The 21,477-nt window shown below is 62.0% G+C and carries 25 protein-coding genes; 8 read left to right on the top strand and 17 right to left on the bottom strand.

Annotated elements, in window-relative coordinates; genetic code table 11:
• The coding region (locus tag LNV09_RS23555; protein WP_263559505.1) for a DUF8198 family protein at positions 1-676 on the bottom strand (676 nt) is incomplete at its 3' end.
• 52 nt (positions 677-728) lie between these two features.
• On the opposite strand from LNV09_RS23555, the gene LNV09_RS23550 reads away from it, so the two are divergent.
• The gene (locus LNV09_RS23550; RefSeq protein WP_263559504.1) at positions 729-1,637 is read left to right on the top strand and encodes an esterase/lipase family protein; all 909 of its coding nucleotides are present in this window, start codon (positions 729-731) and stop codon (positions 1,635-1,637) included.
• Positions 1,638-1,697: 60 nt separating this feature from the next.
• Here the strand turns inward: LNV09_RS23550 and hppD are convergent, their stop codons facing one another.
• A complete protein-coding gene (gene hppD, locus LNV09_RS23545) occupies positions 1,698-2,828 on the bottom strand; it encodes a 4-hydroxyphenylpyruvate dioxygenase (protein WP_263559503.1) in 1,131 nt (376 codons plus the stop codon).
• 120 nt (positions 2,829-2,948) lie between these two features.
• On the opposite strand from hppD, the gene LNV09_RS23540 reads away from it, so the two are divergent.
• Positions 2,949-3,434 (top strand): Lrp/AsnC family transcriptional regulator, encoded by a 486-nt coding sequence (locus tag LNV09_RS23540; RefSeq protein WP_263559502.1) that lies wholly within the window; start codon positions 2,949-2,951, stop codon positions 3,432-3,434.
• A 16-nt stretch (positions 3,435-3,450) separates the two neighbouring features.
• On the opposite strand, the gene LNV09_RS23535 is transcribed toward LNV09_RS23540, so the two are convergent.
• The 9 genes from LNV09_RS23535 to LNV09_RS23495 form a co-directional block, all read right to left on the bottom strand.
• Positions 3,451-4,068: a methyltransferase domain-containing protein gene (locus LNV09_RS23535; protein ID WP_263559501.1), complete on the bottom strand. Its 618-nt coding sequence runs from the start codon at positions 4,066-4,068 to the stop codon at positions 3,451-3,453.
• 13 nt (positions 4,069-4,081) lie between these two features.
• Entirely contained in the window at positions 4,082-4,924 is an 843-nt protein-coding gene (locus tag LNV09_RS23530; RefSeq protein ID WP_263559500.1) for an HDOD domain-containing protein, read from the bottom strand.
• A gap of 143 nt (positions 4,925-5,067) precedes the next feature.
• Positions 5,068-5,328, bottom strand: a complete 261-nt coding sequence (locus tag LNV09_RS23525; protein WP_263559499.1) for a hypothetical protein — start codon at positions 5,326-5,328, stop codon at positions 5,068-5,070.
• Positions 5,329-5,367: 39 nt separating this feature from the next.
• Entirely contained in the window at positions 5,368-5,562 is a 195-nt protein-coding gene (locus LNV09_RS23520; RefSeq protein ID WP_263559498.1) for a hypothetical protein, read from the bottom strand.
• A gap of 403 nt (positions 5,563-5,965) precedes the next feature.
• A complete protein-coding gene (locus tag LNV09_RS23515; RefSeq protein ID WP_263559497.1) occupies positions 5,966-6,562 on the bottom strand; it encodes a hypothetical protein in 597 nt (198 codons plus the stop codon).
• Positions 6,563-6,757: 195 nt separating this feature from the next.
• A complete protein-coding gene (gene fusA / locus LNV09_RS23510; RefSeq protein ID WP_263559496.1) occupies positions 6,758-8,836 on the bottom strand; it encodes an elongation factor G in 2,079 nt (692 codons plus the stop codon).
• A gap of 115 nt (positions 8,837-8,951) precedes the next feature.
• The gene (locus LNV09_RS23505) at positions 8,952-9,422 is read right to left on the bottom strand and encodes a CreA family protein (protein WP_263559495.1); all 471 of its coding nucleotides are present in this window, start codon (positions 9,420-9,422) and stop codon (positions 8,952-8,954) included.
• 27 nt (positions 9,423-9,449) lie between these two features.
• The gene (locus LNV09_RS23500) at positions 9,450-9,806 is read right to left on the bottom strand and encodes an antibiotic biosynthesis monooxygenase family protein (RefSeq protein ID WP_263559494.1); all 357 of its coding nucleotides are present in this window, start codon (positions 9,804-9,806) and stop codon (positions 9,450-9,452) included.
• Positions 9,803-10,972 (bottom strand): cytochrome P450 family protein, encoded by a 1,170-nt coding sequence (locus LNV09_RS23495; protein ID WP_263559493.1) that lies wholly within the window; start codon positions 10,970-10,972, stop codon positions 9,803-9,805. The genes LNV09_RS23500 and LNV09_RS23495 overlap by 4 nt, the downstream gene beginning before the upstream one ends.
• A 51-nt stretch (positions 10,973-11,023) precedes the next feature.
• Here LNV09_RS23495 and LNV09_RS23490 point away from each other — a divergent pair, with 51 nt between their 5' ends.
• From LNV09_RS23490 to LNV09_RS23475, 4 genes are all read left to right on the top strand, one after another.
• Complete coding sequence (locus tag LNV09_RS23490; RefSeq protein ID WP_263559492.1) at positions 11,024-11,743, top strand: ArsR/SmtB family transcription factor; 720 nt, start codon at positions 11,024-11,026, stop codon at positions 11,741-11,743.
• Entirely contained in the window at positions 11,740-13,242 is a 1,503-nt protein-coding gene (locus LNV09_RS23485) for a glycine betaine ABC transporter substrate-binding protein (protein ID WP_263559491.1), read from the top strand. The genes LNV09_RS23490 and LNV09_RS23485 overlap by 4 nt, the downstream gene beginning before the upstream one ends.
• A 64-nt stretch (positions 13,243-13,306) precedes the next feature.
• On the top strand, positions 13,307-14,065 hold the full coding sequence (locus LNV09_RS23480) for an enoyl-CoA hydratase/isomerase family protein (RefSeq protein WP_263559490.1): 759 nt from the start codon (positions 13,307-13,309) through the stop codon (positions 14,063-14,065).
• 215 nt (positions 14,066-14,280) lie between these two features.
• Positions 14,281-14,517: a hypothetical protein gene (locus LNV09_RS23475; RefSeq protein ID WP_263535753.1), complete on the top strand. Its 237-nt coding sequence runs from the start codon at positions 14,281-14,283 to the stop codon at positions 14,515-14,517.
• Positions 14,518-14,564: 47 nt separating this feature from the next.
• On the opposite strand, the gene LNV09_RS23470 is transcribed toward LNV09_RS23475, so the two are convergent.
• Positions 14,565-15,125 (bottom strand): thymidine kinase, encoded by a 561-nt coding sequence (locus LNV09_RS23470; RefSeq protein WP_263559489.1) that lies wholly within the window; start codon positions 15,123-15,125, stop codon positions 14,565-14,567.
• Positions 15,126-15,406: 281 nt separating this feature from the next.
• Here LNV09_RS23470 and LNV09_RS23465 point away from each other — a divergent pair, with 281 nt between their 5' ends.
• Both LNV09_RS23465 and LNV09_RS23460 read left to right on the top strand, forming a co-directional pair.
• Complete coding sequence (locus tag LNV09_RS23465; protein ID WP_263535755.1) at positions 15,407-15,619, top strand: hypothetical protein; 213 nt, start codon at positions 15,407-15,409, stop codon at positions 15,617-15,619.
• 93 nt (positions 15,620-15,712) lie between these two features.
• Entirely contained in the window at positions 15,713-16,966 is a 1,254-nt protein-coding gene (locus tag LNV09_RS23460; protein ID WP_263559488.1) for a rhodanese-like domain-containing protein, read from the top strand.
• Positions 16,967-16,985: 19 nt separating this feature from the next.
• On the opposite strand, the gene LNV09_RS23455 is transcribed toward LNV09_RS23460, so the two are convergent.
• The 5 genes from LNV09_RS23455 to LNV09_RS23435 all read right to left on the bottom strand — a co-directional run bounded on the left by LNV09_RS23455 (position 16,986) and on the right by LNV09_RS23435 (position 21,461).
• Positions 16,986-17,765 carry a DeoR/GlpR family DNA-binding transcription regulator gene (locus tag LNV09_RS23455; RefSeq protein WP_263559487.1) on the bottom strand — a complete coding sequence of 260 codons (780 nt, stop codon included), beginning with the start codon at positions 17,763-17,765 and terminating at the stop codon, positions 16,986-16,988.
• Positions 17,766-17,873: 108 nt separating this feature from the next.
• A complete protein-coding gene (locus tag LNV09_RS23450; RefSeq protein WP_263559486.1) occupies positions 17,874-19,151 on the bottom strand; it encodes an NAD(P)/FAD-dependent oxidoreductase in 1,278 nt (425 codons plus the stop codon).
• Positions 19,148-19,411, bottom strand: a complete 264-nt coding sequence (locus LNV09_RS23445; protein ID WP_263559485.1) for a (2Fe-2S)-binding protein — start codon at positions 19,409-19,411, stop codon at positions 19,148-19,150. The genes LNV09_RS23450 and LNV09_RS23445 overlap by 4 nt, the downstream gene beginning before the upstream one ends.
• Complete coding sequence (locus tag LNV09_RS23440) at positions 19,408-20,532, bottom strand: NAD(P)/FAD-dependent oxidoreductase (RefSeq protein ID WP_263559484.1); 1,125 nt, start codon at positions 20,530-20,532, stop codon at positions 19,408-19,410. Before LNV09_RS23440 ends, LNV09_RS23445 begins: the two co-directional genes overlap by 4 nt.
• Entirely contained in the window at positions 20,529-21,461 is a 933-nt protein-coding gene (locus LNV09_RS23435) for a proline racemase family protein (protein ID WP_263559483.1), read from the bottom strand. Before LNV09_RS23435 ends, LNV09_RS23440 begins: the two co-directional genes overlap by 4 nt.
• Positions 21,462-21,477: the final 16 nt, after the last annotated feature.

The raw sequence follows: 21,477 nt of genomic DNA, 5'->3' as shown, positions 1-21,477 counted from the left end.
GAGTATCGCCAATCATGCTCTCGGCAAATTGTGTCTCGCGTGCCCGCACCGTTTGAAGGAATTCTGCCGCACCTTTCATTGCCCGAAAGGTGTCGAAGCCTGACTCTAAAAAACTTTGCAACTCCGCCATGCCGGCTGCAGTCGCCGGGCCGCGCATCATTCTCAGTGCCTGTCTAAGCAGTGGTTTGCGAGTGAGTCCCTCCAACGATTCGCCGACGGCTACCGTCAAGGTAACTTGCAGCAAGCGAGACTCTGCTTCATGGCAGGCTTGCCAAGCCCGCTTATAGCTTTGAGCATCGATGTGCTCAGAAGTTAGCTGTTCAGCCATCAAAGTGTCCAGCCGTTCCGAGATTGCGTGCAATCTGGCCAGTCGCAACACGGTTTCGACAACTTCGGCAGGAAAGAGTTTGACCAAGGCAGGGACTACGCGCGCGAACTGAGCATCGCGGCGGGTGTAGTCTCCGGGGCCGTAGAGCTCTTGCAAAAAGAACTCGGCCGCTCCCCGGTACCGACTTGAGATCAGCAGGTCTGCATAGGTGTGGGCAAAGCGCTGTTGCTGATAGCGTTTCAGTGCTTGGACCTTTCCCAATAGCCCAGGTTGTTGTTCACGGTGCAAGCGCTGGGTGTCAACTTGGCGTAAATAGTTCAATATTTGTTCGGCGTGCGCTGAAGTCATGACATGTAGTTTGGTGTCAATGCCTTCATTGTGCTGCCACTACACTGAGTTGATGAACGCTTGGATCCAACGCGGCTTGATTGCCATGAAGATTTTGCTGTGCGCGCTTGCTCTGCTCTGGGCTGGGCGCAGTGGCAATCTAACGGCAGGCTTCTTGCTGGTCGCGTTCGTCTTTGGGTCCGGCGGGTTACCAATTTTTTTGAGCTTTGCTGCCATTTCGCGAATCAATGGTCGCGAGGGTAAATTTCGCCCCCTTCAGCTGGCGAGTGCCAGTTTGCGTGAGTGGCTGAGTTGCGAACAAGTCTTTTCTTGGCAACAACCTTTTGCGGAGAATCGTTGGCCAGATTACTTGCCAGCCTCATCCTCCGAACGCGGCGTGTTGCTGGTACACGGATTCACTTGCAATCGAGGTCTGTGGAATCCTTGGATGAAACGTTTACGCGGGCAGGGGACGCCATCAGTGGCTTTGACCATGGAACCAGCTTTTGGGTCTATAGACGCGTATGTCGAACAGATTGAGGCGAGCGTACAAGCTTTGACGCGCATGGGCGGTTTACCGCCGGTCATCGTGGCGCACAGTATGGGCGGCTTGGCCGTGCGCGCATGGCTGCGCAGGTATGGAGTTTCGACGCATGGCCCGACCCGGGTGGCAAGTGTCATGACTTTGGGGTCACCGCATGCCGGTACCTTGATGGCGCGGTTCTCGCCTGCAGTCAATGCAAGGCAAATGCGGTGCGGCAGTGAATGGCTCGGCGCTCTCGCGCGGGACGAGAAGCCAGAGCTGGCCGCGCTGTTCACTTGTTACTTCAGCTATTTTGATCAGGTCGTTTGTCCAGCCTTGACCGCTGTACTGCCCGGCGGTCGGGCGATCGAAGTGGCCGGCTGCGGTCATTTGTCCATGCTGTTTGATGCTCGAATATTTGCAGATTTGCAGCAACGATTGGCAAAAGAAGAGCCCTGAAACCGTTTTGCTTCAGGGCTCCCTCTTTCTACTGTATTTGGTCGGTCTACCGGCCGTGTTTTAGGCGGCGGATTCGTCCTTCAAAACGCCACGGCGGATTTGATCGAGCTCGATGCTCTCAAACAGCGCCTTGAAGTTGCCTTCGCCAAAGCCTTCATTGCCTTTGCGTTGGATGATCTCAAAGAAGATCGGACCAATCACTTCCTTGGTAAAGATCTGCAACAGCAATTCGTTCGGTGCATCCAGATGGGCGGCGCCGTCGATCAAGATGCGCAGACGGCGCAGCTCTTCAACGTTCTCGCCATGGCCGGGCAGACGCTTGTCGATCAAGTCGAAATAGGTGTTGATGGTGTCTTGGAAGTCGACACCGGAATTGCGCATGCGCTCGACGGTTTTGTACACGTCGTCGGTGCCCATGGCCACGTGCTGGATGCCTTCGCCATGGTAGATGTCCAGGTATTCGGCGATTTGACTCTTGTCGTCGCTGCTTTCGTTGATTGGGATGCGGATGTTGCCGCAGGGACTGGTCATGGCCTTGCTCTTGAGGCCGGTCAGCTTGCCTTCGATGTCGAAGTAGCGCACTTCACGGAAGTTGAAGAAGCGCTCATAAAAATCAGCCCACTCCTTCATGCGACCACGGAAGACGTTATGTGTCAGGTGGTCGATATACGTCAGACCCAAGCCGACCGGGTTGGACGGAACCGGCAAACCCTGCGCATCCAGCAAGGGTACGAAGTCGACGTCGTAAATGCTGATATTGCCGATGTCGCCGGCAGCAGCACCGTTCTTGCCTTGCCAGCGGTCGACAAAATAGATCAACGAATCGCCGATGCCCTTGATGGCCGGGATGTTGAGCTCCATCGGGCCGGCCTTGTTGTCAAAGCCCCAGGCGCCCAATTCCAAGGCTCGTTGGTAGGCGTGCGCGGCGTCGTGGACGCGAAAGCCAATCGCGCAGATCGACGGGCCGTGCAAGCGCGCAAAGCGCTGGGCGAAGGAGTCAAGTTCGGCATTGATCAGGAAGTTGACGCCGCCTTGGCGATACAGGGTGACGTTTTTGTGGCGGTGCTTGGCCACGGCGGTGAAGCCCATGGTCAGGAACAGCTTGCCGAGTTCGGCCGGATCGGGGGCAGCGAATTCAATGAACTCGAAGCCAGCGGTGCCCATTGGGTTTTCCCAGGGAGTGAATGCCATATCTTGTCTCCAAAAAAGAGTCTTGCGATGGGTCAAGACTTTAGGTTGTTTGAGGCGCAGGATTCATGCGAACTCTGGCGCAAGCTTGTGCGCACGCGCAGGATTCCTGCGAGAATTTCAATGATGGGAATTGATGCACAGCTCGATACGATTGATAGACGCATTTTGAGGGCGTTGCAGATCGACGGCCGCGTGACCTATGACGCCTTGGCGGCGCAGGTCAGCTTGTCTGCGTCAGCGGTGTTGCGGCGCGTAAGACGCCTTGAGGAGTCGGGTGCGATTGCGGCTTATGTGGCCCTGGTGCCGCCCGAGAAGGTTGGGCTGGGGTTGACCGCCTACATCAATGTGCGGCTTGAAAAGCACACCGAAAGCCACCAGCGCAATCCAATGGAGCTATTCCGGGTAGCTGTGCAGGCCTGGCCTGAGGTGGTGGAATGTGCGGCGCTGACCGGCGATATGGACTATTTACTGCGCGTGCTGGTGCAGGACATGGCGCATTACGCCCGGTTCATTACCGAAACGCTGCTCAAACACCCGAGCGTGCAGGATTGCAAAACGAGTTTCGTGCTGGACCGGCTGAAGAACACCACGGCCGTGCCGGTTTAGCGCTCGGCACACCACTTCAACGCCGAACCAGCACCACAGCCAATTCCGACCAGCCTTGGGCATGCCCATGTGCAGGGTAGGGCGGAGTCGGCCAGTCCCAGCGCTCGGCTGGGAACAAGGCCCGCACGGCTTGAATGTCGCAATGGTAGGGTGGCCCTTCTACGCTACCTAAGGCCGCGCTGTCGCGCCGGGCCTGCATCAGCAGCGCAAACAGTCGGCCGCCCGGTTTGATCCATGCGTGTAGCTGGTCGGCATATCGGCGCCAGTGGTCGGGGTGCAAGGCGCACAAGCAGGTCTGCTCATAGACGGCGTCCAGCGCTTCACTGGACTGCCAGAGCAGGACATCGGCCTCTTCCACTTGGGCCAAATCACTCGCACCCTCTGTCGCGAGTTGTGTGCGGGCCAAGGCAACTGCAGCCGGTGAATAGTCAAGCCCTCGCACCCGAACGCCAGCCTTGGCGAGGAGCAGCAGTTCATGGCCGCGGCCGCAGCCTGGCACCACGAGCTCGAGCCCCGCTGCGATCAAACCTTGTTCAAGCCACTGGCGGAGCTGTGGATGCGCTTCACCTCGGTCCCAAGGGATTTGTCCGCTGACGAAGCGTTGCTGCCAGAAATCTTGGGTCGGCCCGGCCATCTCAGGCGCTCACTCAGTCAAACTCGTGCAGAAGTTTGAGCGTCGCCTCTTGGCTCAGGTTGAGCAGCTTGGCGATGTCCAGCAAATCATCGGGTACGGCCTCGTCATCCCAGTCGTCGGCGGTGTGGCGCGCGAGCCGAATCGCCAATTTGACACATTGCACTTGCGGGTCATTGGCGCGTTTGTCATTGGTGATGTGCTGCAGCAGTTCCGGCAGGTGCCAGGCCTGCATCAGCGCCTGCTCCAGATCGCTCAATTCAATGTGCAAGACCTCGCGTTGCACGGCCGAGCTGCGCAAATGACGGTCGGCGGTTTGCTTGTCCCGGATCTGCTGAGCCAGTTCCGGCGCATTGACCCAGAGCAGCATTTCAGCGAAGTCGTGCAGTAGAGCGGCACTGTGGATGACAGCCGCATCCGGGTCGCGTCTATGGATGGCGAAGCACAGCGCGTAGCGTGCTGCCCGCTCGGCACGGTGCAAGACGCGCTGGAGCCCGTCTAAGGCATGAGGTTGAGCAGCCAGCCTGTCCTCCACGGTCGGCTGCGGGCCGAACTCACGGAAGAAGGGCGTGATGCCCATCAAGACCAAGGCAGCGGTGACGGTTTCGGCGTCGGTCAGCAAGCGGCTGGAGCGATGGCTGGCGGCGTAGGCCAAAACCTTCAGCGTCATCAAAGGGTCGGTGGCGATCATCTCGCCCAAACTGTTGGCGTCAACCGCGTCTTCATTGCTGCGCAAGAGCTCCAGCGACTCGGCCGTCTCGGCCAGTACCGGGATTTCGGCATTGCAGAACAAGGCCGTCCAAGCGGCCAAGTCCGGCGGGGCTTGGCGCAGGGCGGAGAGGGGTGTGGTCGCGGGCATGGCTACTTGCTGGAGTGATGCCTGATCGTATAGCGTCTATTTCTGTCCGGTGCCCAGAAAAGAGGCGAAAAGAGCGGGCTTGCCGTGGCAAAACACCGACCCAGACAACTGGTTTCAAGTCGTCTGGGCCGGTATTGCGGGCTTTATAGCCGGGTGATGCCCGACAAAGTGCCAATGCGGCGACCGTCGGCATACAAAGCACCCTCGGGGGCGCCGGCCTCGGCGTAGAACTCCAACTCGGGCTTGCGCTGCTTACGCCGCTGCGGCGTCAAGCGCTGGGCCAAACGGGCCAGCAAGGCACTGCCACAGCGCAGTGCAAGGGCCAGGCGCAATCGCCAGGCCTCGTGAGTCCATTCGTAGTCGGCCGCGCTTGCGTCGGGGCCGCGCAATTCTGTCAATCTCATGATGTGTCTCCTTGTCGGCCCGAATCGGGGCCGATCGGTTCAGGCGCTGCTGTCTGGCAGCGTCATTTCCAGGGTTTGTTTGTGCAATTCGCGGCGCGCTGTTTGGCGCTGGCTGCTGCCGGTGTTGAAGTGGCCGTGCTTGCCGGCCTGGCGCATCAGCGCATGGGCAACCAGCGGATTGCGCGGTTTGCGCAGCTTCAAGTTGAGCGGGCGGGGGCTGGTGAACTGGGTCATATGCAATCTTCCTTCGCGAGTGAACTCGCAAAAAATTTTTCGGGCATGCGGCGGCGCTGCTGGGCCGCTGCGGCATAAATCAATCGCTGAAGGCAAGCCGCTGAGCGTCGCTCTGGGCAGCTTTGGAAAATGCAGCGGCTCCCCGATCGGTGCTGCTGATCGAGCAATGGGCTGCGGCTGGCGAAGTTGTCGGCGGGGCCGAGTGGCTTGGGTGCAGGGCCGGCCTTGCTGAGCGCTTGAAGCGTCAGTGGGGCGGGGTGCGCCCGTTAAAGGGTTGAGTTGGGCGTTGTTGGGTTGCTCATCGCCGCAACGCATAACGCCGCGACTTGTGCAAATGATAAACGATTGTTTATCTTGCGCAAGTGTTTTGTATCTTTTTTGATTATGAAACTAGGGGGGAAGTTCAGCGCTTCTTGGGTTTCAGCGGCGCGATGCCTTGCTGGATACGCCGCCACTCGTCCAGTTCCGCGGCACCTCCCTGCGCGGAAGCCGCCGCCGGGCTAGGCCTTGCCGCTGGGAGTTGCGCGGCCGCCGCCGGCGTCGACCGAGGTGTGGAGGCAAGCGGCGTGGCCGGCGGCGGTGTCAACACCTCACCGAGCAGATCCAACAGGCGCGTACGTGCACGCTGCGGATGGCGACGGTAATAGGTCAGCACCAAGCCGACGATAAAGCGCTCGTCATCATCTTGCGGGACGCTAGGGTTGCTGTCCTGCACCGGCGCTGCTGCTGCCTTGCTGTGCTGCGGCCGGTCCATCCAGCCGGCGGGCTTGTGGAACAGCTGTTCGAACTGCCGCGCCAAGCGCTCGCCAATTTGCCGCGAGCGGCTCTTGATCTGGCTCCAATAGCTGGGCTGAATCTGCAGGCGCTCGGCAAAACGCCGCTCCAGCCCGCGCAAAGCGGCTGCATCGGGGTGTTTGACGGCGGCGGTAACGAACTCTTCGAACAGGAGCATCGCGTTGTCCAATCGGACTTGGGCGACGTCCACAGGGGCGGATGACATTTGCGTATGATAAAGCTTCGTTGCTCGCAGCCCTTGCGGCAGCGCAATTCAGCCGCGAAAGATGCTGACTCTTGCTCAGCTTTGAGCCGCTCAATGTTTCTCACTCACAGTGAAACGGAGTTCGCCAGCCAAGCTGCTGAGCGCGATATTGATAAAGGATTGATCATCAAGGGGCCGCCTGGGCCAGCCCTGCTGTCAGTCCACTTCGTCGTTGGCCTTGTGCGCCGCCATCAGTTGCGACTGCGTGTTGGGAGGCACCGGGTCATAGTGCGACAGCAGCAAGGTGTAACGCCCTTGGCCGCTGGTCAAGGCGTTGAGGCGAGTTTGGTAGCTCGATAGCTCGGCCAGCGGCGCCAGCCCTTGCACGATGATGGTGCCGGGCACCGCGGTGCTGGTGCCGTTGACCTGGCCCCGCCGCGCGGCAAGGTCGCCGGTGATATCGCCAGTCGCCGCGGCGGGCGCGCTGATTTCGATTTGCACCATCGGTTCCAACACCAGCGGGCGCGCCTCGCGCACAGCCGCGATCAAGGCGCGCCGGCCGGCGGTGACGAAGGCAATTTCCTTGCTGTCGACGGCGTGATGCTTGCCGTCAAACACGGTCACGCGCAGATCGACCAAGGCGTAGCCCGCCACCACACCGCTTTCCAGCGCGGAGCGCACGCCTTTCTCGACCGCCGGCATGTATTGGCCCGGGATGGTGCCGCCCTTGACCGCGTCGACAAACTCAAAGCCAGCCCCGCGCGCCAGCGGTTCGACGCGCAAATAGACTTCGCCGAACTGGCCGGCCCCGCCGCTTTGCTTTTTGTGGCGGTAATGGCCCTCGGCGGCCGCCGAGATCGTTTCGCGGTAGGCGACCTTGGGCGTTTGGGTCAAGACTTCGAATTTATAGCTTTCGCGCAGCCGCTCCAGCAATATACGCAGGTGCAACTCTCCCAGTCCGTAGACGACGGTCTCATTGGTCTGGCCGCTGTGCTCCACTTTCAGGCAAGGGTCTTCGTCCACCAGTCGGTTGAGCAACTCCCAGAGCTTTTGTTCATCACCGTGACGGGCCGGGCTGATGGCCAGGCCATGCACGGGCACCGGGAAGTCCAACGGCGTTAAAAAGATATGCTCGTCCTCGGGTGCATCGTGCAGCACAGCGTCGTAGTGCAGCTCGTCCACCTTGGCAATCGCACACAGTTCACCCGGCAAGGCCTGTTCCACTTCGATGTGCTTATTGCCCTGCAGCATGAACAAGTGGCCGACGCGAAAGGGCTTGCGGCTATGGCCCACGAAGAGCTGGCTATTGCGCGTCAGCGTACCTTGGTGAACCCGCAAAATGCCCAGCTTGCCCAAATAGGGGTCGGTCTCCACCTTGAAGACATGGGCCAGCACATGCGCGCTGGGCTCAGGTCTTGCCAGCAAGGGCTCGGCGGTGTCAGCGCCAATGGCGCGCAAAAACTGCGGTGGATTGCCTTCGGCCGGGTTAGGCAGCAGGCGCTCAATCACGTCCAGCAACTCGGCCACGCCGGCCCCGCTGCGTGCTGAGGTGAAGCAGACCGGGATCAAATGGCCCTCGCGCAGTGCCTGCTCCAGTGGCCCATGCAACTCGCGCGGATCGACATCGCCTTCGTTCAAGTAACGTTCCACAAAAGCTGCGTCCACTTCCACCACCTGCTCGACCAGCGCCTGGTGGGCAATCCCGACCGAGGAAAAATCGGTCTGGCCCGTGACGTTGTAGAAACAGTCCAGCACCCGGCTGGCGCCGGCGCTGGGCAGATTGAGCGGCAGACATTCACGCCCGAAGACTTCGCGCAATTGGGCCAGCAAGCCGGGCAAATCAAGCTCGGCCGCGTCGATCTTGTTGATCACGATCAGCCGGCACAGGCCACGCCGGGCAGCCGTCTCCAGCATTTTGGAGGCCATCATCTCGATACCGTTTTGGGCGTTGATGACGACCACCGCCGTGTCTGCCGCCTCCAAGGCGGGCAGCGATTGGCCGATGAAGTCGGCCGCGCCGGGCGTGTCGATCGCGTGAATGCGCAGGCCGCCGTGGGCCATATGCACCAGCGCGGTATGCAGTGAATGTTGCAGCTTGCGCTCGAGCGGGTCGTAGTCGCTGACGGTCGTGCCGCGCTCAATGCTGCCGGCTTGATTGATGCTGCCGGCCTGCAGCAGCAGGGCCTCTAGCAAACTGGTCTTGCCCGCGCCGGCCGGCCCGACCAAGGCCAGCGTGCGAATTGACGCTAAGCCGGGAATGCCGCTTTCCTCATGAGGACTGCTGGGACTGGGCATGACACGCTCCTTGAACAGGGATGCTTGGACAAATCCAGTGCCGGAGCCCAACAAGGCGCGTGCCGGCGCAGCCTGCAGCGTAGAGTAAGCGCGGCCCGCTTACAAGTGCGGGCTGCTACTTGACAGGAATCGGCGTGCCGCGATCTACCGGCACAGCGCTGATGCTGTTCTGCGGCGAGCCCTCGATCACTCGGTCGGAGTAGGTCAGATAGACCAGCGTGTTGCGTTTGGCGTCGACCATGCGCACGATGCGCAGCTTCTTGAAAATCAGCGAGGTCCGTTCATTGAAGACCTCTTCTTGCTGAGGCAGCGGCTTGGCGAAGCCTATAGGGCCGGTCTGGCGGCAGGCTATCGAGGCCTCGGATTTGTCCTCCGCCAAGCCGAGACCGCCTTTGATGCCGCCGGTCTTGGCGCGCGACACGTAGCAGGTGACGCCGCTGACCTTGGGGTCGTCATGCGCGTCGACGACGATTTTGTGATCCGGCCCGATGAATTTGAAAACGGTATCGACCTCGCCGACCGCGTCTGCCGCCGTCGCGAAAACCGGCCAGCTCAGTGCCAGCAAGACTGTCAATTTGAGTCGCATTGCAGATCCTCCTGGGCGCAGAGCGTATCAGGTGGGCGCTGCGGGATGGGCTTGCTGACTGTCCAGCGGGGCCTGCTCGCGTTCCAGCAGACCGTAGTCTCGCTGCACCGCGGCGACGCGCAGGCGATAGTCTGCGAACACTTGGCTGCGCCCCAAGGCTTGCGTGCTGCGGTGTTGTTCCAGATTGCGCCAGGCGGCCACGGCCGCTTCGTCGCGCCAAAAAGACAGTGACAGCAGCTTGCCCGGCTCACTCAGGCTGCTGAAGCGTTCGATGCTGAGGAAACCGTCGATTTGCGCCAGCAAGGGGCGCAGCTCGGCAGCGAGGTCCAAATACTTTTGATAGTGCTCGGGATGGGGCAAGACTTCGAAAATAACGGCAATCATGAGGCGTTCAGCTCGGGGTGTTTATTGTTCAACATGGCGCTGTCAAAGATGGGAATGCGGGCATTGGCCAGCGCTTGAAAGCCTGTGCACCGTGGTGACTGTTGCAGGGTGACTTGCTGCGTGGCGCGCCACAAAGCCATCGCGCCGGCGTTCCGAGTCAGCGCAATGCCGGGGCAGCGATGGCGGCCGCTGCCGAAGCCCAAAGGCTCTGCTTGTGAGGCAACTCCGCCGGCCAGGATCACCAGCACGGCATCTCCCTTGCGCAATGCCTGGCCCGCCAACTCGCAGTCGCGCAGGGCCCAGCGGCGTGTGTGATGAATGACACCCGGCTGCCGGCCGATTTCATCCAGCAAGGCGGCGCAGCCGGCCAAATCTGCTGGCGCCGAGGCGCTTGAGTGATGCGGCGCCAGCAGCGCTTGGCCGAGCAGGCCGGCGCCGGCCTCGTAGCCTTGCCACAGCAAGGCCAGCGCCTGCGCTTGCCACCCATCAGTTGAATTTCCAGGACCCAGCAACCCTGCTTGGGTTCGCAAGGCCTGCCTCAGCGGGGCATCAGGGGCGAGATCAAGCGCTGCCATCAGTTCAGTCACGGCGCGGTCGCCACCATTCAGTGCTGTGAGTTCCGCCTGCGGCTTCAAGGCCAGCGCCATGGCCGCCAGCTGCGTCAGCAGTGTTTGCTGGTCGGCCACTTCCAGCATTTTCAAGCCAAGCAGATGGGCCACCGTGCAGGGAATACTGGCCCATTGCCAGTGGCTCCAGCCCGCCTGCAAGGCCAAGTCCGCTTGGCGCGCGGCAACTTGCTGCAGCGTGGCTGGATCGATGCTTGCTAGCGCCGATTGAAGGGCTTGCTTTTCGGCCTCGCGCGGGGCGTCATCGCGCATGCGCAGCCAGCGGGCAAAGACGGTGCCAAAAGGCCGGCCTTGCAGCCCCGTTGGAACAGCTTGGTCGGGCGGGCGTACAGCCAAATCTGGGTGCTGCAACGCGGCTTGCGCCAGTGCTGAGCCCGCGGCAAGCCAGCAATTCGAGCTTGCGTCGAATTGCAAGCTGGATCGCTGGTTGAGCTCCTTGTAGAAGGATTGCAGTGCGGCCGCATCGGGCGATGCGGCGATGCTCAACACGGTCAAAGCAGGGGAAGGGGTGAGGGTAGGGGTTTGGTAGGGGCAGCTCATGGCGCCAGTATCTTTGCCCTGCTCTTGCAATGCTTCGTTTAGCATCGAAGCATGGATGACAAGCACAACTTTGCCGACATGGCCTTGGCCGAGCTGGCCCAAAGCATGGCCGAACCGACGCGGGCGCGCATGCTGTGCTGCTTGATGGACGGCCATGCCCGTACGGCCACCGAGTTAGCGGCAGTGGGTGAGGTCGGCGCTTCGACCGCCAGTGCACATCTGGCGCGCTTGAGCAGCGCCGGCTTGATCGAGTGTCAATCGCAGGGGCGCCATCGCTATTACAAGCTGGCCGGCGGCGAGGTCGGGGCAGCGCTGGAGGCGATGTTGGTGCTGGCGGGGCGCAGCATCAGCAAGGGATTGAAGACATTTGAGCCGAGTACGCCGCCTGGCATGCGAGAGGCGCGTCGCTGTTATGACCATCTGGCCGGTGACTGGGCCGTGCGCTTGCATGACCATGCTTTGCGTCGCGCCTGGCTGGTGGTCGACGCAGCGCTGCCGCGCGCTTACACGCTCAGCGAGACGGGTGCTGCAGGGTTTGCCGCACTGGGCCTGGATGTGGCGGCCGCACGGTCAACAAGGCGACGCCTGGCCTGCGCCTGCATGGACTGGAGCGTGCGCAGCCCGCATCTGGGTGGGGCCTTGGGTGCGGCCTGGCTTGCTCTGCTCACCGAGCAGGGCTGGGTCGTGGGCGAACTTGATAGCCGCGCCTTGCGCATCACGCCGCGCGGCCTGAGCAAGCTGCAGCAACTGCTTGGATCGGGCCCGGCATGAAACTTAAGAATGCGTTTTTGACGATTTGTCTGCTGCTCGCCAGCGCGCTGTCCTGGGGCGCCGACGATGTTTTGCGCGTTGGCTCCAAGCGCTTCACCGAGTCCTATATCCTGGCCCATGTGCTGGCGCAAACCGCGCAGCGTAGCGACAAGGCAGCCAAAGTTGAAGTCCTGGCCGGCCTGGGCAACACGGCCATTGTCTACGCCGCGCTGCAAGCCGGCAGCATTGATCTCTACCCGGAATACGCCGGCACCATAGACCAGGAAATCCTCAAGAACAAAACGCCGTCAAGCTTGGCGGCCATGCGTGCGCAACTGCAGCCGCTGGGTCTGGGTGTTGACATCGCCCTGGGCTTCAATGATGGCTATGCCTTGGCCATGCGCGCCGACAAGGCGCAGGCGCTGGGCATCAGCAAACTATCTGATCTGGCCGGCCATGCGAACTTGCGCCTGGGGCTGAGCAATGAGTTCATCGGGCGGGCCGATGGCTGGCCCGGCCTGGCCAAACGCTATCGCCTGCCGCAGCAACCGAGCGGCCTGGACCATGGCCTGGCCTATGAGGCCTTGAGTGCCGGGCAGACCGATGTGATCGATATCTACACCACCGACGCCAAGATCGCCCATCTGGGCCTGCGGGTGTTGCAAGATGATGCAGCGCATTTCCCGCGTTATGACGCGGTCGTTTTGTACCGGCTCGATGTGCCGCAGCGCTTCCCCGCCGCCTGGGCGGCGCTGCAAGGCCTGGCCGGTAGCATCGACGAGGGGGCCATGATTGACATGAATGCCAAGGCCGAACTGCAGGGCAAAAGCTTCGAGTTGATCGCCAGTGAACATTTGCGGCCCCAAAACAAGCGAGCAAGCGAGCCGGCCAAGGCGGACTTCTGGTTAAAGCTGTTTGGTCCCGACTTGCTACGGCTGAGCTTGCAGCATCTGAGCCTGGTTTTGTCTTCGGTCGGCCTGGCGACCGCCATTGGCTTGCCGCTGGCCTTGCTGGTAGCGCCGCATGCGCGTCTGCGTGGCTTGCTGCTGGGTGCTTGCGGCCTCTTGCAAACGGTGCCCTCGCTGGCGCTGCTGGCCGCCTTGATCTCCTGGGTAGACCGGATCGGCAGTCTGCCGGCGCTGCTGGCGCTGACGCTCTATGCGCTGCTGCCCATCACGCGCAATACCTGCACCGGCTTGGCCGAGGTGCCGGTGGGCCTGAAGCAGGCCGGCATGGCGCTGGGCCTGACGCCTTGGCAAAGCCTGCGCCTGATCGAGTTGCCGCTGGCCTTGCCGCTGGTGCTGGCCGGCGTGCGCACGGCCACCAGTATCGCGGTCGGCACCGCGACGATTGCCGCCTTCATCGGCGCCGGAGGCTTGGGTGAGCGCATCGTCACCGGTCTGGCGCTGAATGACCATGAGCTCTTGTTGGCCGGCGCCTTGCCGGCGGCCGCTCTGGCGCTGCTGTTCGAGGCGGCATTTGCTGCCTTGGCGCTGGGCCTGCGCAGGCGCTTTGTTTGAGCCAGGCCCCGGACCGCATGCTGGTTTGCCCTAGACTGACAGGATCATTGCGCCTCTAATTTTCATGAACGGTCTCGCTCCACTGCTGCAAATTGACGGCCACATGGCGCGCATCACGCTGCGCCGGCCGCGCTTGGCCAATCGCTTGGAGATCGAGGATCTGCGCACCCTGCGCGCGCAGGTGGATCAGGTCAATCATTTGAGCGCGGTGCGGGTTCTGGTCCTGAGCGGCGAAGGGCGCTATTTCTGCAGTGGTTTCAATATTGCCGCCGTACCCGGCGTGAATGCAGGCGCCTTGTTCGAGGCCTTGGCGGACGACTGGGAAGCTGCGCGGCCCATCACGGTGGCCAGGATTCAGGGTGGGCTCTACGGCGGCGCGACCGATCTGGCGCTGGCATGCGATTTCCGCTTGGGCGTGGCCGCCTGCGAAATGTTTGTGCCGGCGGCGCGACTGGGCCTGCATTTCTATCAAGGCGGCTTGCAGCGCTATGTCAGCCGCCTTGGCCTGCAATGGGCCAAACGGGTCTTGCTGGCAGGTGCCACGCTGGATGCCAAGCAAATGCTGAGCTGCGGATTTCTTGATCAACTGCTGGCGGGCGGCACGGAGCTGGATGTAGCGACTGAGGCCTTGGTGGCGGATTTGTTAGCGATGGCGCCGCTGGCCCTGTTGGGGATGAAAAAGCATTTGAATGCGATTGCGCGAGGCGCGCTGGATGCGACGACCTTGCAAGCCGATATCGCGCATGTCAATCTTTCCTTGGATTTAGCCGAAGGTGTATCCGCTTGGCAGGAAAAAAGAGTGCCGCACTTTATCGGCGGATGAGTAGCGCAGCGATCCTTTGGGCCGAGTTTTAAACTGAATTTGGCGCAACTAGGGAATCCCCTCCCTCGCTCTGAGGGGGCAGGGAACGAACTGTCTTCGAGATCGGCCTCCAGATAGTGGAAAATACAGGGTCTGCCAAATCTGCCCAACCGGATCGAGGAAAATCGGGGTGGGCGATTCAGCCAGGCACTTTCTAACTCACTATCAGGACCGACGTGGCCAAGGACAGTACTAAAACCACCATCGAAGCTGATGGACTGCGCTACCGCTCAAAAGCACCGGGTTCGCCATTTGCGGCGACCTCATCCTTTGGTGCCGCAACCATGTCGTGCTTTTTGTGCGGCAAGCATCGCCCGCGCGCGATGCTCAAGTCCAAGAAGCTTTTGGGCAAATCTCAACCGGTGTGCTCCCCCACCTGCAAGGAGCTGGATGAGTTGCTGACCAAGCCGTGATGGCTTGAATCTTGAACAAAACGGCCCATCGAGGCCGTGTTCAACAGTTAAATTTGCCTGAAGCAGCGCCCGCAGACGGCTCGGTAACGGGCATTTCCGCCAATTTCGACCTGGTCGCCGACGGTGACCTTGCGGTTGTTGGCGTCGACACGCATATTCATTGTTGCCTTGCGGCCACAGTCGCAAATGGTTTTCATCTCGTCCATCTCATCGGCCAAGGCCAGCAGACTGGCCGAGCCAGGGAATAGCTCACCCTGAAAATCGGTACGCAGGCCATAGCAAATGACCGGCAGGTTTTGGATGTGTGCCAGTTCATGCAGAGCCCAGACCTGCGTCTTGTTGAGGAACTGAGCCTCGTCGATCAGCAGGCAGGCCATGCCCGGCTGCGCCGCATTCAGCGCCAAGAAGTCGGTCTCCGGCCCAAACAATTCCGCTTCGCGCTGCGGACCCAGCCGTGAAGTGATGTGGCCACCGCCGTAGCGGTCGTCGACCCGGGCGGTGAACAAGCGCACGCTGTGGCCGCGCTCTTCGTAGTTGTGGGCAACCTGGAGTAGCGCGGTGGACTTGCCGGCGTTCATCGCGGCATAACGGAAAAATAGCTTGGCCATGCGGAGGTCTAGGGTCTCAGTGCGGTGGAAATGGGTAGCGGGCTATTGTGCTTGTACATGCGTAATCTTCGGAATTGAGTCACCACTCACTCGATCCGCCGCAGTAATCCCCTAAATAGGCGGTATGACTTACCCGAATTGTGACAAAACATGGGGCAAGCGAGGTAGTCAATTGCCATATCTGCCGCCTACTATTGTGTTGAGGGATGGGAGCAGTCAATGCATATCGGGTCCGTCGCGCCCCTCGCGCCATGGGTCGGCAAGACTTAGGAGTGACAACAATGAGTAAAGACACCTACACCAGCGTCAGCGATAACGGTCTGCGCTATGAGTCAAAGTTAGGCGGATCACCTTTTTTGGGTAGTGGCCACACTCGCTCCTGTTTCAAATGCGGCAAGCACCGCACACCCAATAACCTGCAATCTAAGCGCGTACTGGGTCGCACCGAGGTGGTCTGCAAGCCCGGCTGCGCCAAGCCCAAGGACAGTATCTAGCCGCTCAGGCCAGCTATCAGCTGCTCCGCCTCCTTTGCAAGGAGGCGAGGCAGCATTTGTGCAAGGCCCTGCCTATGGCCTAGACTGGCTGCCATGAAACATTTTGCGGGCGCAACAAGCCAAGGCGAACCGTTTGCCTTGTTAGGCAAACGGGCACAGCGGTGCCTGATTGCGGCGGTTTTGGGCTTGACTGCGGCGGCGTCAATGGCGGCCGGTTTGGCCGCAGGTGCAGCGACTGAGTCCTACTCGGTGTTGATCAATCCGGGTGATGAGGCGGAACAATCGCGCTTCGCCACCTTCAGTGCCTGGAAAACGACAGTTGAACAATCGCTTCGCTCCGAGCGCGGTGCTGCACCGAGGGTCACCCCTTCTACCGATGTCGCGGCCGATTTGTCAGCCACCCGAGCCCGTTTATTCGATGTTTTCGTGGCGCCGGCTCATGTGATCGGCAGCGCGATGCGCTATGGCTATGTGCCGGTCGCCAGCGTTGAAAAGCCTGTACAAGCTGTCTTGGTCGCATTCAATAGCAGCCAGGTCAGCAACCTTGAAAGTGCAGCCGGCAAGCGCTTGGGGCTACCCCAGCAGGACAGCGTGGTGACCTATCTTTTGCGCGGCGAACTCAATGCGGCCAATACGACGGTCAAGCGGCATTTCAGCAGCGTGGTGGAGAGCCGCTATCAGGACGCATTGTTGATTTGCCTGCAGATCAAACGCTGCGATGTGGTGGCGGTGGAGCGCTCGGTGTTTGATCGTTGGGTGGCCGCCGGTGAGCCGCTCAAGGTCGTGATGCAGAGCAAGGCCGTGCCGGGGCTGGGCGTTGCTCTGAAACCCGCCTCGACGCTGACGCCGGATGCTTTGCGGGTGGCTCTGAGTAAGAATTTGGCGACGATTCCGGGCATCTTTGGTGCACAAAAGCTGCAGCCCTTGGTGGCCAAAGATTTTGACTACGTGGCAACTTTGGGCTATTTCACGCCGCGTAGTTTGGCGGGGGCGACCGTGGTCGATGCCGCAGCCGTCGCGCAGTTGCAAAAGGCCGGCGCCTTGCTGTTCGATACCCGCAATGATGCGGAGTTCAAGGCTGGCCATATTGTCGGAGCGAGCCTGCTGCCTTACGGCGAGAAGAGCGCCAAGGATGCCGACTTCAAGGCCGCCGATGATTCCTTTGATATCAGCAAACTGCCCGCCAACAAGGCCACGCCACTGGTGTTTGCCTGCAATGGCGCCGAATGCTGGAAGAGCTTCAAGGCCAGCCAGGCTGCTTTGAAAGCCGGCTACAGCAAGGTCTATTGGTTCCGTGGCGGATTTCCGGAATGGCGTAGCGCTAATCTGCCCATCGCCACACAGTAGATGACGCTAGGCCAAGCAACTACACAGCCGCGCTGATGATCCGCTTGATGCCGGCGCGGCGCAGGCGCTCGAGCATCGCCGGTTCGGCCAGGCTGTCGGTGACCAGCGAATCGATGGCCGCCGTGTTGCAGATTTGGACCCGACAGCCCTGACCGAGTTTGTTGGCATGAGCCAGCATGATGTTGTGGCGAGCATGAGCCAGCATCGCGCGCGCCACACTGGCCTCGTGCCAAGCGTAGTTCAGTGCGCCATGCTCCGGGCTCAGCGCCGTCGGCGAGATCAGCGCGTAGTCAGCGTGAAAGCGCGCAATCTCGCTGATGGTGAAGTCACCGCTGGTCGCGGGCACATCGGTTTGCAAAGTGCCGCCCAGCAGGTGCACTTCGACATCAGTGCTGGCCGCCAAGGTCCTGGCCACGTCGACCGAATTGGTAATGACACGCAGGCCTTTGTTGTTCAACAAAGCCTGAGCCAAGGCGTGCGTGCTGGACCCGGCGTCTATGAAAACGGCGCTGCGCGGCTCGATCAGGGCGGCGGCATGGCGCGCGATGGCGCGCTTCTCGGCCTGAAATTGGCGCGCCCGCTCCAGGTAGCTGGCCTCGGCCAGGTTCTCGGCCGGCAAGGCGCAAGGCACGGCACCGCCATGCATGCGCTTGAGTTTGCCGTTGGACTCCAACTCGATCAGGTCTCGGCGCACCGTTTCTTTGGACACCCCCAGCTCCAGCGCGAACGCGTCGGTGGTCAGGCGCTGGCGCTGATGCAACAGCGAGATGATGCGGTCGTGACGTTCTGGGGTCCACATAATAGCTAAAATGCACGGAACTATTGAAGGGCAAGCGCCGCTCCAATCGAGCGGCCTTAGGCGGCCGTCCATTAGCGTCTAGCTTGATGACGCCGTGATGACGCCTGCCTAATCGTCCAACAGGCAGCTCAACGGCGTTGGCTGCAAAGGCGCACGCACGCCGCGGCCCGACTGCGCCGCCGGCCAGCCGAGCAAGGTCTGGGTGATGGGGCCGCAGATGCGCCCTTGGCAGGCGCCCATGCCGCAGCGCGTTTGCAGCTTGGCATCGCGCCAACTGCGCTGAGCTTTCAAAGCACCCAAGGGCACATCTTCACAGCGGCAGACCAAGGTCTTGGCGTCGGCCAAGGCCAGTAACTCCGGGCGCAGCGCAAAGCCCGTCACCAGCGCTTGGGCAAAGCGCTCGCTTTGGAGCTTGCGACGCTGCAGCGCGGGCTTGGCCTCTTGCCCAAGCATGGACAAGGCGGCCAGTTGCCCCTCGATCAGCGCCTTGTCGACGCCGCCAATGCCTGTGCATTCGCCGGCGGCATAGACGTCGCTGAGTGAGGTTTGCAGTTTTGCGTCGACGGCAATCGCGCCAGCCTCGACGCGACAGCCCAGCAGCTCGGCCATTTCGGTATTGGGCAGCAGGCCGTACCCGACGCCCAGTGCGTCGCAGGGCAGCTCCCATTGCGTGGCACCATTGCTCAACACGACGCCTTCCAGCCGCTGCTGACCTAGAGCACGTACAACCCAGGTGCCGGTGCGATAGGGCGTGCCGCGCAGCCGCCAAGCCAGCCCGGCGGCTTGGCCGAGCTTGGCTCGCGTCAGGCGGGTGGCGAAGCCGGCCAGCGCCGTGCGGGAAGCCTGTTCGGCCACCATGCTGACAGTCGCGCCGGCCAAGCGGGCGCTGTCGGCGGCGGCCAGTAGCAAGGGGCCAGAGCCGGCCAGGACGACGCGCTGGCCCGCCACCGGCCAGCCGGTTTTGACCAGCGCCTGCAGTCCTCCGGCGCCGTTGACGCCGGGCAGGGTCCAGCCTGGAAACGGCAAGAAACGTTCGCGCGCACCGAGCGCCAGCAGCATTTGCGGGGCCTGCACCAAGACCGCCGCAGCAGCAGGATCCAGCAGGTTTTGCAAGCGCAGGCGGTAGGCGCCATCTGGGCTGCTTTGCGCGGCTATGACCGCATGACCAAACAGGCTGCGCAGACCCGAATGCGGCAACAATACGGCAATCTGCTTGGCCCAGGGCTGCGTCAGGCCGGCGCGCCAAATCTGCCCGCCGGGCTGCCTACCCTGGTCAACCCAGATGACGCTTCGCCCGGCCGCAAGCAGCGGGCCCAAGGCTGCGATGCCGGCCGGGCCGGCGCCCACCATGATCACATCGGCAGTCAGGATGCTCTGCGCTTTCATGTTTCGGTGATGATTTTCATGCCGTCCTTGACAGGCGTTAGACAGCCGAGCCGGTTTGCCACGCCGTCGATGCTGACGCGGCATTCCTGGCATTGGCCCATGCCGCAAAAAGCCGCGCGCGGCTGGCCGCTCTGTGAGCGCCGCGTGGCGCTCAAGCCCGCCCGTGCGATGGCCGCAGCAACGCTGCAACTCGCTGGGACCATGTTGGCCTCGCCATTGATATAGACGGTGATTTGGGCGGTTAGCAGCGGCTGGGTCATTGAAAGCGGCTCGGTGAAAACGGACCCGCGTCCAGCAGCGGCGCAGCGCCGAGGCTCAACTCGGTCAACAACTCGGCTGTGGCCAGCGAAGTGGTGATGCCAAGGCCCTCGTGGCCGGTCGCCAGCCAAACGCGCGGCAACTCTGGGTGTGCGCCAATGATGGGTTGGCCATCGCGGCTGGCCGGGCGCACACCGGTCCAGCAGCGCAGCAGGCTCAGATCCCGCAGCCCGGGCGCATAGCTGCAAGCCTGCCGCAGCATCTCTTGCAGAATGACCGGGTCCAGCTCGCGGTCACTGCGGCCGATCTGGCGCGAGGAGCCAATCAGCAACTGGCCGCCGGGGCGTGGCTGTACGTTGAAGGAGACCGTGTCCTGGTCGGTCAGATGGGCTTTTTTGATATAGCCCAGCTCCACCAACTGATGGCTGAGCAGTCCGGGATAACGCTGGGTAATCGCGAGCTGTCCCTTTTTGGGAATCAGCCAGCCGGGAGGCAACCATGCTTGAGTGGCTAGGCCTGCGCACAGCACGGTCAACGCGCCCCAAAGGCGCCGGCCGTCGGCCAGCAAGACGCTGCTGCCCTCAAATGACAAGACCTGACCCTCGATCAGTTCAGCGCGCGCTTCGGCCAGCCAGCGCGCTGCGACCTTGGGCGGGTAGACGCGGGCGTCGCCGGGTACGCGCAAGGCCCCGGCCAAGCCTGGGCGCAACATCGGTTCGGCGCGGGCCAAATCGGCGGCGCTCAGCATCTCGGCGGCCAAACCATGCGCACAAAACCAGGCTTGCTTGCGCTCGGCCAGGGCCAGCTCCTCTGCATCGGCGGCTATCCACAGCGTGCCGCAGGCCTGGTGCTCGGCCTGCGCCGGGTGCTCGGGGTTCTCTTCCAGCCATTGCTGCCAAAGCTGTTGGCTGCGCCGGGTCAGCTGAAATTCGGCATCAGCGCCGCCAGCCTCGTCGTCAACCACCAGCAAATGACCCATCGCCGCAGCGGTCGCGCCGCCGCCGACCGCTCCCGGCTCGATCACGCAGACCGACAGGCCTTGGCGCGCGTAGGCTCGCGCACAGGCCGCGCCAATGATGCCGGCGCCGACGATCAGCACATCGGCGCTGCGGCTTTGCTTCAAACCGAGATGCCCCAGGCGAAAGGGTCGCCGGCCTGGAATACCAAGCACGCATCCAGATTGACAAAGGCGCGGCCCTGGATGCGCGGCAGGATTTGCTCCGCCGCCCCCGATCGATAGTCCGCTTCAAAAACGCTGCCGATGACGCTTTCTTGGCGCCAAGTCTGGCCGGGCGCCAGTTTGCCGTCTGCGGCCAGGCAAGCCAGCTTGGCGCTGGTGCCAGTGCCGCAGGGCGAGCGGTCATAGGCTTTGCCGGGGCAGAGCACAAAGTTGCGGCCATGATTGGCGGGGTCTTGGGCCGGGCCGGTCAGCTCGATATGGTCGATCTCCTGGTCGTCCGCGCCGCTGATGCCTTGTGTTTGCAAGGCTTGGCGGATGCGCCAGGACAAGTCTGTCAAGGCTTGCGCATTGGCGAGGTTCAAATTCAGGCCGTGGTCGGCGCAGAGAAAAAACCAGTTGCCGCCCCAGGCCACATCACCGTGCAGCAGACCATGGCCGGGCACGTTCAAGGCCACTTGAGTGGCGTGGCGATAGGACGGCACATTGGCGACGCTGACGCTGCCGTCTGCGGCCAGCGTGGCGGTGACGAGGCCGACCGGCGTTTCGATGCGATGTTCGCCTGCGTTGATGCGGCCCAGATAGGCCAAAGTGGCGATCAGGCCTATCGTGCCGTGGCCACACATGCCCAGGGTGCCCACGTTGTTGAAGAAGATCACGCCGCAGGCGTTGGTCGGGTCGACCGGCTCGCACAAGAGCGCGCCCACCAGCACTTCGGAGCCGCGCGGCTCATTCACCAGCGCGCTGCGCCATTGCTCATGCTGCGCGCGGAACTTGACCAGGCGCTCGGCCATGCTGCCCTGACCCAGATCGGGGCCGCCGGAGATCAGAATGCGGGTCGGCTCGCCGCCGGTATGGGAGTCAATGAAACGCATGGGTGCAGGTGGATGA

It is taken from the genome of Paucibacter sp. B2R-40 (genome assembly GCF_025717555.1).
Classification (GTDB): domain Bacteria; phylum Pseudomonadota; class Gammaproteobacteria; order Burkholderiales; family Burkholderiaceae_C; genus Paucibacter_A.
Note: the sequence above shows the minus strand (reverse complement) of the source record. Positions and strands in the feature narration are given on the sequence as shown.

Coding starts and splice junctions, on each gene's coding strand:
- LNV09_RS23550 (WP_263559504.1), top strand. CDS start 729: ATGAACGCTTGGATCCAACGCGGCTTGATTGCCATGAAGATTTTGCTG.
- hppD (WP_263559503.1), bottom strand. CDS start 2,828: ATGGCATTCACTCCCTGGGAAAACCCAATGGGCACCGCTGGCTTCGAG.
- LNV09_RS23540 (WP_263559502.1), top strand. CDS start 2,949: ATGATGGGAATTGATGCACAGCTCGATACGATTGATAGACGCATTTTG.
- LNV09_RS23535 (WP_263559501.1), bottom strand. CDS start 4,068: ATGGCCGGGCCGACCCAAGATTTCTGGCAGCAACGCTTCGTCAGCGGA.
- LNV09_RS23530 (WP_263559500.1), bottom strand. CDS start 4,924: ATGCCCGCGACCACACCCCTCTCCGCCCTGCGCCAAGCCCCGCCGGAC.
- LNV09_RS23525 (WP_263559499.1), bottom strand. CDS start 5,328: ATGAGATTGACAGAATTGCGCGGCCCCGACGCAAGCGCGGCCGACTAC.
- LNV09_RS23520 (WP_263559498.1), bottom strand. CDS start 5,562: ATGACCCAGTTCACCAGCCCCCGCCCGCTCAACTTGAAGCTGCGCAAA.
- LNV09_RS23515 (WP_263559497.1), bottom strand. CDS start 6,562: ATGTCATCCGCCCCTGTGGACGTCGCCCAAGTCCGATTGGACAACGCG.
- fusA (WP_263559496.1), bottom strand. CDS start 8,836: ATGCCCAGTCCCAGCAGTCCTCATGAGGAAAGCGGCATTCCCGGCTTA.
- LNV09_RS23505 (WP_263559495.1), bottom strand. CDS start 9,422: ATGCGACTCAAATTGACAGTCTTGCTGGCACTGAGCTGGCCGGTTTTC.
- LNV09_RS23500 (WP_263559494.1), bottom strand. CDS start 9,806: ATGATTGCCGTTATTTTCGAAGTCTTGCCCCATCCCGAGCACTATCAA.
- LNV09_RS23495 (WP_263559493.1), bottom strand. CDS start 10,972: ATGAGCTGCCCCTACCAAACCCCTACCCTCACCCCTTCCCCTGCTTTG.
- LNV09_RS23490 (WP_263559492.1), top strand. CDS start 11,024: ATGGATGACAAGCACAACTTTGCCGACATGGCCTTGGCCGAGCTGGCC.
- LNV09_RS23485 (WP_263559491.1), top strand. CDS start 11,740: ATGAAACTTAAGAATGCGTTTTTGACGATTTGTCTGCTGCTCGCCAGC.
- LNV09_RS23480 (WP_263559490.1), top strand. CDS start 13,307: ATGAACGGTCTCGCTCCACTGCTGCAAATTGACGGCCACATGGCGCGC.
- LNV09_RS23470 (WP_263559489.1), bottom strand. CDS start 15,125: ATGGCCAAGCTATTTTTCCGTTATGCCGCGATGAACGCCGGCAAGTCC.
- LNV09_RS23465 (WP_263535755.1), top strand. CDS start 15,407: ATGAGTAAAGACACCTACACCAGCGTCAGCGATAACGGTCTGCGCTAT.
- LNV09_RS23460 (WP_263559488.1), top strand. CDS start 15,713: ATGAAACATTTTGCGGGCGCAACAAGCCAAGGCGAACCGTTTGCCTTG.
- LNV09_RS23455 (WP_263559487.1), bottom strand. CDS start 17,765: ATGTGGACCCCAGAACGTCACGACCGCATCATCTCGCTGTTGCATCAG.
- LNV09_RS23450 (WP_263559486.1), bottom strand. CDS start 19,151: ATGAAAGCGCAGAGCATCCTGACTGCCGATGTGATCATGGTGGGCGCC.
- LNV09_RS23445 (WP_263559485.1), bottom strand. CDS start 19,411: ATGACCCAGCCGCTGCTAACCGCCCAAATCACCGTCTATATCAATGGC.
- LNV09_RS23435 (WP_263559483.1), bottom strand. CDS start 21,461: ATGCGTTTCATTGACTCCCATACCGGCGGCGAGCCGACCCGCATTCTG.